This window comes from Rhizobium sp. 21-4511-3d (assembly GCF_053522545.1).
In genome coordinates this window covers 339,566-353,945 of record NZ_JBNWCF010000001.1, presented here as the reverse complement: position 1 = coordinate 353,945, position 14,380 = coordinate 339,566, and the positions used below count along the sequence as shown (strand labels likewise).

Sequence of the window (14,380 nt, the reverse complement as noted above, 5' to 3'; positions counted from 1 at the left end):
GCAATCATGGCCATCATGGCCAAGGGCACGGCTTTCCAGGTCGGCTTGCGAGGCCCAATCAAACGATGATATCTGCGGGCAGGCATGAATTGAATTAGGTCAACACATGGTTCGGCCCTACCTGCCCCTCAATGCGCTGCGGGCGTTCGAGGCCGCGTCCCGGCATCTGAGTTTCACCCGCGCGGCGATCGAGCTCTGCGTCACACAGGCGGCTGTCAGCCATCAGGTGAAGCTTCTGGAGCAACGGCTCGGCGTCACGCTCTTCCGCCGCCTGCCGCGCGGATTGATGATCACCGAGGAGGGGCTGGCGCTCTTGCCGGTGCTGCGCGAATCCTTCGACCGGATGGCCGACATGCTGGAGCGCTTCGAAGGCGGCCAGCTGCGCGAAGTGCTGAAGATCGGCGCGGTCGGGACGCTCGCGGTCGGCTGGCTGCTGCCGCGGCTTGCGGATTTCCGCACCCACTTTCCCTATATCGACCTGCGCCTCTCGACCAACAACAACCGTGTCGATATCGCCGCCGAGGGCCTCGACTATACGATCCGTTTCGGCAACGGCGCCTGGCACGATATCGAGGCGGAAGCGCTGTTCGAGGCGCCGCTCTCGGTCCTCTGCATCCCACCGATCGCCCGGCAGCTGAAGACGCCGGAGGATGTCGCGGGCCAGACGCTGCTGCGCTCCTACCGCTCCGACGAGTGGCCGAGCTGGTTCGAGGAGGCCGGGCTCTCGGCACCGCCGATCCTCGGCATGGTCTTCGATTCCTCGGTGCTGATGGTCGAGGCCGCGACACAGGGTGCGGGCGTTGCGCTCGCCCCGCCACTGATGTTCTCGCGCCAGCTGGCATCCGGTGAGATCGAGCAACCCTTCCCCATCTATATTTCCAAGGGCAGCTACTGGCTGACGCGGCTGAAGTCGCGGCCGGTGACACCGGCGATGGAAAACTTCCGGCGCTGGCTGCAGGAGATGTCGGCGGAGACCCGCGGCAGCTGATCCCGGCGGGTTGCTTTCGCCTCCGTCCTGTGCGATCACCCGCCCTCTCAAAAATTCGCGGGCGCGCATTTGCCGCCCTTTGTCACATCCGGGTCATCTCTTCCCGGTTCAAAGCATTTTTACTGATTTAAGGAGCACGGCCATGGCACGGGCGCTCGGGCTTGATTTCGGCACGACCAATACGGTTCTGGCAATGGCGGATGGCGCCAATGCGACTCATTCGATGAGCTTCACCAGCGCGGCAGGCACTGCCGACAGCATGCGCACGGCGCTCTCCTTCATGAAGGATCCGCAGCTCGGCGCATCGGCCTTGAAGGTCGAGGCGGGTGCGGCGGCAATCCGGCAGTTCATCGACAATCCCGGCGATTGCCGCTTCCTGCAGTCGATCAAGACATTTGCCGCCAGCGCCCTCTTCCAGGGCACGATCGTCTTCGGCAAGCGCCAGAGCTTCGAAGACCTGATGGAAGTCTTCATCCGCCGCCTGCGCGCCTATGCCGGCGACAACTGGCCGTCCGATGTCAGCCGCATCGTCACCGGCCGCCCGGTGCATTTCGCAGGCACCACCGCCGATCCGGCGCTCGCGACACAGCGCTACAACGAGGCGCTGTCGCGCTTCGGCTTCCCGGAAGTGCATTACGTCTATGAGCCGGTCGCAGCCGCCTTCTACTTCGCGCAGAACCTGAAGGCCGATGCCACCGTTCTCGTCGCCGACTTCGGCGGCGGCACCACCGACTACTCGCTGATCCGCTTCGAGACCGTCGCCGGCAAGCTGACGGCGAAGCCGATCGGCCATTCGGGTGTCGGCATCGCCGGCGACCATTTCGACTATCGGATGATCGACAATGTCGTCGCGCCGCAGATCGGCAAGGGGAGTCATTTCAAGAGCTTCGACAAGATCCTTGAGGTGCCGTCGAACTACTATTCGAGCTTCGGCCGCTGGAACCAGCTGTCGATCTTCAAGACCTCGCGCGAGTTCGAGGACCTGAGGAAGCTGGTGCGCACCGCGCTTGAGCCGGAAAAGCTCGAGCTCTTCGTCGATCTCGTCGATCACGACGAGGGCTACCCGCTCTATCAGGCAGTTTCCGCTACCAAGATGGCGCTCTCGGCAAACGAGGAAGCCGCATTCGACTTCGGCCCGCTCGGCCGCAGCGGTCACCGCACGATCAAGCGCAGCGATTTCGAAGGCTGGATCGGCGAAGACCTCGCCCGCATCGAAGGCGCGCTCGACGAGGTGCTGGAAAAGACGCAGACGCGCGCCGATGGCATCGACAAGGTGTTTCTCACCGGCGGCACGTCCTTCGTGCCCGCCGTGCGCCGCATCTTCACCGAGCGCTTCGACCAGGACAAGATCGAGACCGGCGGCGAACTGCTCTCGATCGCCCACGGCTTGGCGCTGATCGGCGAGCGCGACGACATCGCGCAATGGACTGTGCAATAGCCGCTTAGGCGGGCGGCTGCACTTTCATTGCCGCCGCTCGTCCGTTAAGGTTGCCGCATGATCTCCGCCAACGACCTCTCCCCGGCCGAACTTGCCGCGCTTTTGCATTTCCATGCAGATGCGGGCGTCGAGTGGCTGCTGGAGGAAGAGGCCGTCGATCGCTTTGCCGAGTTCGAGGCGATGAAGGCGGCGCGCCGCGCGGCGGCACCCCAGCAGAACACGCAGCCACAGAATCGCGCCACGGCAGCGCAGCGCCCGGCACCGGCTGCCACCAGCGCTCCCGCAGCCCGGCCGCAACCGGCCATTCCCGATGGCGAAGCCGTCCAGCAGGCGCGCTTTGCCGCCGAGAGCGCCCGCTCGCTTGCGGAACTGAAGACCGCGCTCGAAGCCTTCAACGGCTGCAATCTGAAACACAGCGCCCGCTCGACGATCTTTGCGACCGGCGATGCGGCGAGCGGCATCATGGTGATCGGCTCGGCCCCGAGCGCCGAAGACGACCGCGAGGGGCAACCCTTCGCCGGGCGTCCTGGCGCCCTTCTCGACAAGATGCTGGCTGCGATCGGCCTCGACCGTTCCGGCATCCTGCTAACGCAGGTCATTCCCTGGCGCCCGCCGGGCAACCGTGTGCCGTCTCCCGCCGAGATGGATATCTGCCGCCCCTTCATCGAGCGGCAGATCGCGCTCGCGGAGCCGAAAGCCATCCTGCTGTTTGGAAATTTCGCCGCGCGCGTCTTTTTCGGGGAAACGGACACGATCCACGGCCTGCGCGGCCAGTGGAAGGAGATCGGCGCCGGCGGGCTTACGATCCCGGCAATCGCCACATTGCATCCGCAGGATCTGTTGACCGCGCCAGTCAATAAGCGCTTGGCCTGGAACGATCTTTTAGCGTTTCAGCAGAAGCTGCACGATCTCGATCTGATTACAAAATAGCCAATCTTAAAGATTTTATGAAACGACCCATGCACTTTATGCATGGCTGCGTCTCATTTAGGTGCATTGCAGAATCGATGCTGCGCTGCAATATATACTCGTGTCTTGGGAGGAATCTGACAGGAACCAAGGCAATGAACACACGTTTTCGTCCTATACACTGCGGGTTTGAAACCCTCCGCCTCGCGAGCGACGCGGTTCGCACGACGCAAGGCTACAGCCGTCTCGGCTTCGCGACCAACGAACAGATGATCGCCCGTGGCACCGGCATCACCGGCCGCACGACGCGTCCGGCCGCGATCTTCGCCGATTTCCAGGAATATTGAGTAGCCGCGCCGCCCAGCCGGGCGCGCGGATGGAGTTACGCATGTCTGCCGTCATCATCTCGCTTCTGCGCAATATCGAAACGATCGAGCATATCCGCGCTGCCGTCTGTGCTGCGAAGGAATATGAGCGCGAGCTCTGCTTGACGCAGACGGACCGCAAGGCGACCGACGTCACCGCGATCGCGCTCTAAGCACAGACCGCGAACCTGACCGGATCGCGCTCGATCTGCATCTTGGCGGCTTCGAATGCCTGGTCGATATAGGCGAACTTGATCGCCTGCCAGCCGCAATATTCCCTCAGGAATGCGCCCGAAATCCATAGCTGCGTCTTCTTCGGCTCGTCGTACCAGCCGAGGCATCCCGTCTGTACCGCCTTGGCGAACAGGCGTTGCAGATGCGTGCGCGACATCATGAAATCGCCCGCCAGATTGCGCGTCTCGATACGGCCGGCGTCATAGCGCTCGCCTTCGCAGGTCTCCAGATCGATCTTTGAAACGAGGTGATCGACGACGAGGCCACCGGCTTCGGTCCACATGAAGAGTGCCACCTGCTCCGGCGGCTCGCGCCAGCGGGCATCCTTCAGGCAGTTTTCGGCAACCATCGGCTGGGCGATGCGGATCAATTCCGGGTTCGCCTGGAAACAGGCGGCGCGGTTGCCGCCATCGAGAACGTCGAGTGCTGCAAGGTTCGAGAGAAACCACCCCGCCATCGCTTGATGGCTGACATCGGCAGGCTCGAAATGCCGGGGACGGCGGCGCTCCTCGCCCGGCGTATGGGCGATGAAGCGGTAGGTGATCAGTTCTTCGATGAAATTGAGAACGGTGTTGCGGCTGGCGACCCTGTGCTCGGTGATGCACCCCGTCAGTGCCACGGCGGTAAAGCCGGATGACGGGTCGGAGGGGTCATGCCGCAGACTCAGGCCATAGGCCGTCTGCGTCAGGAGCCAGCGCTGGTGGGAGGCAAGCAGCCGCGCCAGGCGCGGGGCAGCGTCGAACATGCCGCGCATGTTGCCTGCGAGCAGGCGGATAGCGGCGAGGAAGTTCGGATGCTGAGCCAGTTCGTCCGCCGAAAATGCCATAAGCGCCCCCGCTCGCAAGCCAGCTTCCGGAGCTACCACTTCAGGGACATTTCCGTCCGGCGTCAGTGGCCATTCGCATATGCAAGGCTTTGAATAAATGAAACTTCGTCAGTTTCATCAACCATATTCAGCGGGTCATGTGTATCCCAAGATTTCGCCAGTACATTCCCGCCAAAAGCGCGAATCGACAGCTAAAACAACCGGAAAGCCTAGCCGCCGCCGGCGCGCTGGGCGTTGCGCCGTTCCAGACCGAGCTGGTGCTCGCGGTGGATGATGTAGATACCGGCGGCAACCACGATCGCCGTACCGACCATCATGTGCCCACCTGGCACATCGCCGAAGACGACATAGCCGATCACGCCACCAAGCAGGATCGATGTGTATTCGAACGGGGCAACGGTGGAGACATCGGCATGGCGATAGCTCTCGGTCAGCAGAATCTGCGCCACCCCGCCGCAAAAACCGGCGACGATGAGATAGAGCGTCGTCTCCAAGTCAAGCGAATACCAGCCGAAAGGCAGCGTCAGCAGCGAGCAGAGCGAGGCGATCATCGAGAAGTAGAGTACGATCGTCGCCGTCCTCTCCTCTTCCACAAGCTTGCGCACCTGGATCATCGCCATGCCGGCCAGCACTGCCGACATCAGCACGCAGATGGCACCGAGCGCCTGCTCGGCCTCGATGCCGCCGGCGCGAAACAGCGTCAGCTTCGGCCAGGAGACGATCGCCACACCGACGATGCCGAAGAACACCGCGCTCCAGCGATAGAGCCGCACGCGCTCGCGCAGGAAGACGGCCGCGAAGATGACAGCGATCAGCGGCGTCGCGTATCCAAGCGCGATCGCCTCGGGCAGCGGCAGATGCATCAAGCCATAAAAGCCGAAACCCATCGAAACGATGCCGATCGTGCCGCGCTTCACATGGCCGATAGGATTGGCGGTGTAAAAGGCCGCCTTTAGCTGCCCGCGATAGGCGAGATAGGCCATGATCGGAAAGAGCGCGAAGAAGGAACGGTAGAACGTGACCTGCCCTGGAGCGACATCGGTTCCCGCAAGCTTGATGAATGTCTGCATGCCCAGGAACACGACCACCGACGAGACCTTCATCAGGATCCCCCTCATCGGGTTTCTCAGTACCGATTCCATGTCTTCCAATGCTCGCTTGCGGGAGGAGGCCGCCGACTCGGCGGCACATCGAAGTGCGGCACCATCGTAACCAAAGAGATCAGGCGTTGGGAAAAATTTCCGAAGAAAAGCGAATTTTGCGGACATGCCAGGAAAAGTCCGCACGCCATGCGGAAAAGAAAGATCAATGGTCTTTGCTTTAAGTTTAGTTCAGACTTTAATGTAATCATCGCCCCCAAAATTTACGGCGGGGATTCCGTCCCTGTCTCGGTCATATCGATAAAGGTCTTCAGGGAACACTTATGCGTACAGACACAGGCCAGGTCATTAATCTGGCAGACTACCGGCCCACCGATTTCGTCCTTGAGCGCGTGGACCTGACCTTCGAGCTTGACCCGACGGAAACGAAGGTCGAGGCGCGGCTGATCTTCCATCGCCGTGAAGGTGTCGATCCGAAGACGCCGCTCATCCTCGATGGCGACGAGCTTTCCCTGTCCAGCCTGCTGTTCGATCAGATGGAAATGCCGGCGGAGCAATATACCGCAACGGCCGACAGTCTGACGGTCCGCGATCTCCCTGCGAGCGAACCGTTCGAACTGACGATCACCACGATCATCAATCCTTCCGAGAATACCCAGCTGATGGGCCTCTACCGCACCGGCGGCATCTACTGCACGCAGTGCGAGGCCGAGGGCTTCCGCCGTATCACCTATTTCCCCGACCGTCCTGACGTTCTGGCGCCCTATACGGTCAACATCATCGCCGACAAGGCACAGAACCCGCTGCTGCTCTCCAACGGCAACTTCCTCGGCGGCGCCGGTTACGGCGAAGGCAAGCATTTCGCCGCCTGGTTCGATCCGCATCCGAAGCCGAGCTACCTCTTTGCGCTGGTCGCCGGCGACCTCGGCGTCATCGAAGACACGTTCACGACGATGAGCGGCCGCGAAGTGGCACTGAAGATCTATGTCGAGCACGGCAAGGAGCCCCGCGCCGCCTACGCCATGGACGCCCTGAAGCGCTCGATGAAGTGGGACGAAGAGGTTTTCGGCCGCGAGTACGACCTCGACATCTTCATGGTCGTCGCCGTCTCCGATTTCAACATGGGCGCGATGGAGAACAAGGGCCTCAACGTCTTCAACGACAAATACGTCCTTGCCGACCCGGAAACCGCGACCGATGCCGACTACGCCAACATCGAGGCGATCATCGCGCATGAATATTTCCACAACTGGACCGGCAACCGCATCACCTGCCGCGACTGGTTCCAGCTCTGCCTGAAGGAAGGCCTGACGGTTTATCGCGACCACGAGTTCTCGTCGGACCAGCGCTCGCGCCCGGTCAAGCGCATTGCTGAAGTCCGCCATCTGAAGTCCGAGCAGTTCCCGGAGGATGGCGGCCCGCTCGCCCATCCGGTACGCCCGACAAAGTATCGCGAAATCAACAACTTCTATACGATGACGGTCTATGAGAAGGGCAGCGAAGTCACGCGCATGATCGCGACGCTGCTCGGCAAGAAGGCCTTCAAGAAGGGCATGGACCTCTATTTCGATCGCCATGACGGCCAGGCCGTCACGATCGAGGATTTCGTCAAGTGCTTCGAGGAAGCCAGCGGCCGCGATCTCTCGCAGTTCTCGCTCTGGTATCATCAGGCCGGCACGCCGCTGGTCACCGCTTCCGGCACCTATGATGGCAAGGCCAAGACCTTCACGCTGCAGCTCGAGCAGATGGTTCCGGCCACGCCCGGCCAGGCCGACAAGAAGCCGATGCATATCCCGCTCAGCCTGGCGCTGTTTGCCGAAAGCGGCAAGGCGATCAAGCCGAAGTCGGTCGATGGTGCGGAATATGCCGATGAGGTCCTGCACCTGACCGGCCGCACGCAGACCGCCGTCTTCCACGGCATCGCCTCGCGCCCGGTCATCTCGATCAACCGCAGCTTCTCGGCGCCGATCAACCTGCATTTCGATCAGGCACCGGCCGATCTCGCACTGCTAGCCCGCCACGAGACCGATCATTTCGCCCGCTGGCAGGCGCTGACCGATCTGGCGCTGCCTAACCTTCTCAAGGCCGCCCGCGACGCGCGTGACGGCAAGGCGGTCGCCTGCGAACAGACCTTCGTCGATACGCTGCTTGCAGCCGCCTCCGACGACGCCCTGGAGCCGGCCTTCCGCGCCCAGGCGCTGGCGCTTCCGAGCGAAGCCGATATCGCCCGCGAACTCGGCGGCAACAATGATCCCGACGCGATTCATGCCGGCCGCCAGGCGGTGATGAAGCAAATCGCCGATCAGGGTGCTGCCATCTTCGCCACGCTGTTCGAAACGATGACGACACCGGGCGCCTTCAGCCCGGATGCCAAGAGTGCCGGCCGCCGCGCGCTCCGCAACGCCGCCCTCACCTATCTCTCCTATGCGGAGAACACGCCGGTTCGTGCCAAGGCCGCCTTCGACGCCGCCAACAACATGACCGAGCTCCTGCATGCCCTGACGCTGCTGGCGCACCGCTCCCCCGACAGCGCCGAAGCGATCAGCGCGCTGACCGCCTTCCGCGACCGCTTCTCCGAAAACGCCCTCGTCGTCGACAAGTGGTTCTCGGTGCAGGCAACGATCCCGGGTGCCGGCACGCTCGACCGCGTCAAGAAGCTGATGGACAGCCCGCTTTTCAAGCGCACCAATCCGAACCGCGTGCGCTCGCTGATCGGCACCTTCGCCTTCACCAACCCGACCGGCTTCGGCCGCGCCGATGGCGAAGGCTACCGCTTCCTTGCCCGCGAGATCCTCGATATCGACCAGCGCAACCCGCAGCTTGCCGCCCGCATCCTGACATCGATGCGGTCGTGGCGCTCCCTGGAGCCGGCGCGTGCCGATTTCGCCCGCGCGGCCCTGATGGAAATCGAACGGGCGCCTGGTCTCTCCACCGACGTGCGCGACATCGTCGAGCGTACGCTCAAGGGGTGATTTGCAAGCAAAAGGCTTCGCCGCTATCGGCGGAGCCTTTTCGGAATCCCCAAAAAATCAGCACTTATAAATAGTTAACAGATTTTTACCTTTGCCTCTGGACACGGCGAATCAGGAGTGATTCATTGGGTCAGGTTCGAGCGGCGGCGCTGCGAATCACACGAGGGATCAAGGTTATAGCGATGATGAACGTGCGGCGGGCAACTGCGGCCGAGGGACGGCTGCGTGTTGATTTCGGGGCGTTGCGGGGTTGGTCTCGGGCCACTCAGAGCAGCCGTCCAGCTGTCAGCCGCTCCGGCGCTCCGCGTCTTCCGCAGGTCGAAACCATCCTCAAGCGCGCCATCCCGGCGCTGATTATCGCCTTTCTCTCCGTCGTTGCCGCCTCGCACATCTTCGGGATGATGTCGGAATATTCGCGGATGGGCGCAGCCGCCCGCCACGCAACGTCGCTCTCTGCTGCTGCGGCCGCCGCCGTCTTCACCGATGCCGGTCAGCTCTTCGAGGCCGGCAACGCCGCCGAGGCGCAGGCCCGCCTTTCGAAGTTTCTGCCGCAGGACCGGCTCGACAGCGGCTCGTTCATTCTCCTCGTCCAGGCGAGCGGCAAGGTCTTTGCCGCATCGGCTGCGGGCGTCTCCTATGTCGGCTCCAACGTCGCCGACTTCTTCCCCGAAGTCTCTGCCATCCGCCGCTTCGGCGACCGTGCTGGCGTCATCGAAACGACGATCAGCGGCGATCCCCATTATGCCGAGATCAGCCTCGTCGGCGGTGCGGGCGGCTACATCGTCGCTGCCACCTCGCTCGATCAGATCGGCAAGCTCTGGCGCGAGGAGCTGACGCTCAACGTCACGCTGTTTGCCGGTATTTCCTCGATCCTGCTCGTCATTCTCTATGCCTATTACATGCAGGTCCGCCGCGCCCGCGATGCCGACGACATCTTCGTCGAATCCAACCAGCGCGTCGAGACCGCGCTGTCGCGCGGCCGTTGCGGCCTCTGGGATTTCGATTTCGAAAACCGTGAATTCTTCTGGTCGCGCTCGATGTACGACATGCTCGGCCTGCCGGCTTCCGACAAGACCATGTCCTTCAACGAGGCCGCCCGCCTGATGCATCCCGAAGATGGCGGCCTGCACGAGATCGCCCGCTCGATCGCCAAGGGGACCTCCGGCCAGGTCGACCAGATTTTCCGCATGCGCCATGCCGCCGGTCACTATGTCTGGATGCGCGCCCGCGCCCAGATGATCCGCAGCAATTCCGGCCGCATGCACATGATCGGCATCGCCATGGACGTGACCGAGCAGCACCGTCTGGCCCAGCGCTATGCCGAAGCAGACCAGCGGCTCGCAGACGCCATCGAATGCACCTCCGAAGCCTTCGTCCTCTGGGACAAGAACGACCGCCTGGTCATGTGCAACGCCCACTTCCAGCAGGCTTACGGCCTCCCTGACAGCGTGCTGGTTCCCGGCACCGAGCGCAGCGTCGTCAATGCCGCGGCCGCCCGCCCGGTCATCGAGCGCCGCATGGTCGATCCGAACGGCGCCGGCCACTCGCGCACCGCCGAAGTCCAGCTCGCTGACGAGCGCTGGCTGCAGATCAACGAGCGCCGCACCCGCGATGGCGGCATGGTCTCGGTCGGCACCGACATCACCCTTCTGAAGCGCAACCAGGAGCGCCTGCGCGACTCCGAGCGCCGCCACGTCGCAACCATCGGCGACCTCAAGGCATCGCGCCAGACGCTCGAACACCAGAAAGCCGAGCTGTCGGTTGCCAACGCCAATTACCTCGTCGAGAAGGAACGCGCCGAAGCCGCCAACAAGGCGAAGTCGGAATTCCTCGCCAACATGTCGCATGAGCTGCGCACGCCGCTCAACGCCATCCTCGGTTTCTCGGAAATCCTGCAGAACCAGATGTTCGGCCCGCTCGGCTCGCTGAAATACGATGAATATGCCCGCGATATCCACGATAGCGGCCAGCACCTGCTGAACGTCATCACCGACATTCTCGACATGTCGAAGATCGAAGCCGGCCACATGAAGCTGCATCGCGAGACCGTCGATCTCGCCCCGCTCATCGAAGAAAGCCTGCGCTTCACCGCCATCCCGGCTGCCGAGAAGAACATCGTCATCGAGCAGCGCCTCTGCGATGGCATGACGCTGACCGCAGACCGCCGCGCCATGAAGCAGATCCTGCTCAACCTGCTTTCCAATGCCGTGAAGTTCACCAATGACGGCGGCCGCATCGCGCTTCGCACCCGCCGCGACGCCAAGGGCCTGATCGTCACCATCGCCGATACCGGCATCGGCATCCCGCGCAAGGCGCTGACCAAGATCGGCCAGCCCTTCGAGCAGGTCCAGAGCCAGTATGCCAAGAGCAAGGGCGGCTCGGGTCTTGGCCTGGCAATCTCGCGCTCGCTCACCTCGCTGCATGGCGGCAACATGCGCATCCGCTCCCGCGAAGGCGTCGGCACCGCCGTCACCTTCCGCATCCCGGATGCTGCCCGCTAAGCTTTAACGGTTACCTGAAAGATCTTCCGCACAGCCTTCGACAGCCGTTTCACTTCGCCTTCCAGCGTCTTGATGTCAGGGCAATCGCCGGCGCGGCAGACGAGCTCGACGAGACCAGACGGCGCCTCCTTCGGATCGAACAGACCATCGATGCAGAGCCGGATCAGCTGCGACAGCTCCGTATAGAGATTGAAGGCCTCGAGGCAGGTGTCGAGATCAGCAGGCGCCATCAGTTTGCCGCCGAGCGCCTTCAGCGCCTCGCCGGTATTCATCCCGTTGACCTTCACCACCGAGGCCTTCGCCGGCGCCACCAGCGCCAGATACTGCGCGATGAACTCGATATCGATGACGCCGCCGGGGATCAGCTTCAGATCCCAGCCGCTCCCCGGCGCCTTTTCCTTGTCGATGAGATCGCGCATCTCGGCGACATCGCGGGCGACCTTGGCCGTATCGCGCTTGGCAGACAGGACATCGGAAATGATCCGCTCGGCAGCTTCCGTTAGGCTCGCATCGCCGCAGATCAGCCGGGCGCGGCTGAGCGCCATATGCTCCCAGGTCCAGGCTTCCTCACGCTGATACTTCTCGAAGGAATTGATGCGCGTCGCCACCGGCCCCTTGTTGCCGGAGGGGCGAAGCCGCATGTCGACTTCGTAGAGAATGCCTTCGGCCGTCGGCGCCGAGAAGGCCGCGATCAGGCGCTGGGTGATACGGGTGAAATAGCGCAGCGCATCGAGCGGCTTCTCGCCATCGGATTCTGAAGCCTCATCGTCGTAATCGTAGAGCAGGATGAGATCGATATCGGAGCCGGCCGTCAGCTCGAAACTGCCGAGCTTGCCCATGCCGGCAACGGCAACCCTGCCGCCCGGGAAACGGCCATGCGCCGCCTCGATCTCCTTCAGCACGCCGTCCAGCGCCGCTTCGATGATCAGATCGGCAAGATGGGTAAAGGCGCGCGCCGCCATGGCGCCGTTGATCGCCCCGGTCAGCAGCCGGATGCCGATCAGGAAACGCTGCTCGGCGGCGAAGATGCGCAGCCGGTCGAGCAGTTCCTCGTAGTAGCGGGCCTGCACCAGCGATGCCTTGAGACGCTCGCCGAGATAATCGCGCGTCGGCAATTCCGCCATCAGGCCAGGATCGAGCATGCCGTCGAAGACATGCGGCTTGGCCGCGATCACCTCCGCCAACTTCGGCGCCGAGGACATGATGTTGACGATCAGCGACAGGAGCGCCGGATTGCTGCCGAGCAGCGAGAACAGCTGGATGCCCGAAGGCAGGCCGGAAATGAAGCTGTCAAAGCGCAGCAGCGCCTCATCGGCCCGCTTGCTCTCGCCGAACACACGCAAGAGCTCCGGCGTCAGTTCGGTCAGCCGCTCGCGCGCCTCGACGGATTGCGTGGCGCGGTAGCGGCCGTAGTGCCAGGTGCGGATGATGCGGGAAATGTCCGACGGGCGCTCGAAGCCGAGACGTTTCAGCGTCTCCAGCGTATCAGGGTCGTCGTTCTGGCCGGTGAAGACAAGATTGCCGGTATCGGTCGAAAGCTTGTTTTCCTGCTCGAAGAGCCGCGCATAGCGCCGCTCCACCGTCCTGAGCACCTCCACCAGCTTCTCGGAGAAGCTCGGCGTATCGCTGAAGCCCATCATGAAAGCGATGCGTTTCAGATCGGCTTCCGTTTCCGGCAACAGATGCGTCTGCTCGTCACGCACCATCTGGATGCGGTGCTCGACATCGCGCAGGAACCAGTAGGCATCCGTCAGTTCGTCGCGGGTTTCCGCATCGATCCATTTCGCCTTTGTGAGCTCGGCAAGCGTCTCCTCGGTACCGCGGCTGCGCAGCACGGGCATCCGCCCCCCGGCGATCAGCTGCTGCGTCTGCGCGAAGAACTCGATCTCGCGGATGCCTCCGCGCCCGAGCTTGACGTTGTGCCCCTTCACCGCGATCGCCCCGTGCCCCTTGTGGGCATGGATCTGCCGCTTGATCGAATGGATATCGGCGATCGCCGCATAGTCGAGATATTTGCGGAAGACGAAGGGCACAAGGCCGCGCAGGAAATCCTCACCGGCAGCGAGATCACCGGCAACCGGTTTCGCCTTGATGAAGGCCGCCCGCTCCCAGTTCTGTCCCCTGCCCTCATAGTAGATCATCGCCGCATCGACCGAGATCGCCAGCGGCGTCGAACCGGGATCGGGCCGCAGCCGAAGATCGGTGCGGAATACATAGCCGTCAGCCGTCCGCTCCTGCAGGATGCGCACCAGCCGGCGCATCAGCCGCGGATAGATCTCGATCGCATCGTCAGGATCGGGCACGATGCCCGCCTGCTCGTCGAAGAAGACGACCAGATCGATGTCGGAGGAGTAATTGAGTTCGGAGGCGCCGAGCTTGCCCATGCCGAGTACGATCAGGCCGGAGCCCTCGCTGGGCTTCGAGACATCCTTCAGGACCAGCTTGCCGCCCTCATGCGCCGACATCAGCAGATGGTCGATCGCAGCGGCGACCGAGGCCTCGGCGAGCGCGCTCAGCCAGCCCGTCGTCTGGCGGCCGTCGAAAATCCTGGCGAGATCGGCAAGTGCGATCAGGAAGGCGACCTTGCGCTTGATCTGCCGCAGCCTCGCCATGACGGCGGATTCGGCCGGCAATGCGCCGTCGACAGGTTTCCAGCAGGCGCGCGCCTCCTCGATCAGCCCTTCGATCTCAGGCTCCAGCGGCGCCGAGATCGCCGCTGCCAGCACGGCATTGTCGATATTGGCGACCTCGCGCAGATAGGGAGACAGGGTGAAGGCGGCGGCGATGAAATCGAGCAGTTGCCCACCGGATTTCACCATCGCGGCAACAGTGGGCTCTTCGCGGCCGATCTCCGCGAGATCGCTCAGCGCCAGCTTCAATTCGGCCTGGTTCAGCGGCTTCAGCGCCACCTCGCCAGCGTCCTTCAAGAGATGTGTCGACTTCTTCAGCATCCCGCCTCCCTGCTGCAACGCGCCGGATTCGCGTTGTCTCGCATGCGCTTAACCTAGAGCGGCAAACGCCGGGAGCCAATACCGTCTTTCAGTGCT

Annotated in this window: 10 protein-coding genes; 7 read left to right on the top strand and 3 right to left on the bottom strand. The window is 63.0% G+C overall.

Going from position 1 to position 14,380, the window contains the following annotated elements; all coding sequences use genetic code 11:
• The first annotated feature begins 106 nt into the window (after positions 1 to 106).
• From ACQZ5H_RS01900 to ACQZ5H_RS01880, 5 genes are all read left to right on the top strand, one after another.
• Positions 107 to 988, top strand: coding sequence for a LysR family transcriptional regulator (locus tag ACQZ5H_RS01900; protein ID WP_449096582.1), 882 nt, complete (start codon positions 107 to 109; stop codon positions 986 to 988).
• Positions 989 to 1,130: 142 nt separating this feature from the next.
• Entirely contained in the window at positions 1,131 to 2,426 is a 1,296-nt protein-coding gene (locus ACQZ5H_RS01895; RefSeq protein WP_449096581.1) for an Hsp70 family protein, read from the top strand.
• Between the two features lie 57 nt (positions 2,427 to 2,483).
• Positions 2,484 to 3,356 (top strand): uracil-DNA glycosylase, encoded by an 873-nt coding sequence (locus tag ACQZ5H_RS01890; RefSeq protein WP_449096580.1) that lies wholly within the window; start codon positions 2,484 to 2,486, stop codon positions 3,354 to 3,356.
• 134 nt (positions 3,357 to 3,490) lie between these two features.
• On the top strand, positions 3,491 to 3,682 hold the full coding sequence (locus ACQZ5H_RS01885; protein ID WP_130278633.1) for a hypothetical protein: 192 nt from the start codon (positions 3,491 to 3,493) through the stop codon (positions 3,680 to 3,682).
• 41 nt (positions 3,683 to 3,723) lie between these two features.
• Positions 3,724 to 3,873 (top strand): hypothetical protein, encoded by a 150-nt coding sequence (locus ACQZ5H_RS01880; protein WP_449096579.1) that lies wholly within the window; start codon positions 3,724 to 3,726, stop codon positions 3,871 to 3,873.
• Here ACQZ5H_RS01880 and ACQZ5H_RS01875 read toward each other — a convergent pair.
• Positions 3,870 to 4,760, bottom strand: a complete 891-nt coding sequence (locus ACQZ5H_RS01875) for a hypothetical protein (protein ID WP_207225137.1) — start codon at positions 4,758 to 4,760, stop codon at positions 3,870 to 3,872. The genes ACQZ5H_RS01880 and ACQZ5H_RS01875 overlap by 4 nt on opposite strands.
• 209 nt (positions 4,761 to 4,969) lie before the next feature.
• The gene (locus tag ACQZ5H_RS01870; protein ID WP_112719645.1) at positions 4,970 to 5,902 is read right to left on the bottom strand and encodes a DMT family transporter; all 933 of its coding nucleotides are present in this window, start codon (positions 5,900 to 5,902) and stop codon (positions 4,970 to 4,972) included.
• A gap of 281 nt (positions 5,903 to 6,183) precedes the next feature.
• Between ACQZ5H_RS01870 and pepN the strand changes: the two genes are divergently transcribed.
• Positions 6,184 to 8,832 (top strand): aminopeptidase N, encoded by a 2,649-nt coding sequence (gene pepN, locus ACQZ5H_RS01865; protein ID WP_449096578.1) that lies wholly within the window; start codon positions 6,184 to 6,186, stop codon positions 8,830 to 8,832.
• 182 nt (positions 8,833 to 9,014) lie between these two features.
• A complete protein-coding gene (locus ACQZ5H_RS01860; RefSeq protein ID WP_449096577.1) occupies positions 9,015 to 11,333 on the top strand; it encodes a PAS domain-containing sensor histidine kinase in 2,319 nt (772 codons plus the stop codon).
• Here the strand turns inward: ACQZ5H_RS01860 and ACQZ5H_RS01855 are convergent.
• Positions 11,330 to 14,284 carry a bifunctional [glutamine synthetase] adenylyltransferase/[glutamine synthetase]-adenylyl-L-tyrosine phosphorylase gene (locus ACQZ5H_RS01855; protein WP_449096576.1) on the bottom strand — a complete coding sequence of 985 codons (2,955 nt, stop codon included), beginning with the start codon at positions 14,282 to 14,284 and terminating at the stop codon, positions 11,330 to 11,332. The genes ACQZ5H_RS01860 and ACQZ5H_RS01855 overlap by 4 nt on opposite strands.
• Between the last annotated feature and the right edge of the window lie 96 nt (positions 14,285 to 14,380).

Coding starts and splice junctions, on each gene's coding strand:
- ACQZ5H_RS01895 (WP_449096581.1), top strand. CDS start 1,131: ATGGCACGGGCGCTCGGGCTTGATTTCGGCACGACCAATACGGTTCTG.
- ACQZ5H_RS01890 (WP_449096580.1), top strand. CDS start 2,484: ATGATCTCCGCCAACGACCTCTCCCCGGCCGAACTTGCCGCGCTTTTG.
- ACQZ5H_RS01870 (WP_112719645.1), bottom strand. CDS start 5,902: ATGGAATCGGTACTGAGAAACCCGATGAGGGGGATCCTGATGAAGGTC.
- ACQZ5H_RS01855 (WP_449096576.1), bottom strand. CDS start 14,284: ATGCTGAAGAAGTCGACACATCTCTTGAAGGACGCTGGCGAGGTGGCG.
- ACQZ5H_RS01875 (WP_207225137.1), bottom strand. CDS start 4,760: ATGGCATTTTCGGCGGACGAACTGGCTCAGCATCCGAACTTCCTCGCC.
- pepN (WP_449096578.1), top strand. CDS start 6,184: ATGCGTACAGACACAGGCCAGGTCATTAATCTGGCAGACTACCGGCCC.
- ACQZ5H_RS01885 (WP_130278633.1), top strand. CDS start 3,491: ATGAACACACGTTTTCGTCCTATACACTGCGGGTTTGAAACCCTCCGC.
- ACQZ5H_RS01880 (WP_449096579.1), top strand. CDS start 3,724: ATGTCTGCCGTCATCATCTCGCTTCTGCGCAATATCGAAACGATCGAG.
- ACQZ5H_RS01860 (WP_449096577.1), top strand. CDS start 9,015: ATGATGAACGTGCGGCGGGCAACTGCGGCCGAGGGACGGCTGCGTGTT.
- ACQZ5H_RS01900 (WP_449096582.1), top strand. CDS start 107: ATGGTTCGGCCCTACCTGCCCCTCAATGCGCTGCGGGCGTTCGAGGCC.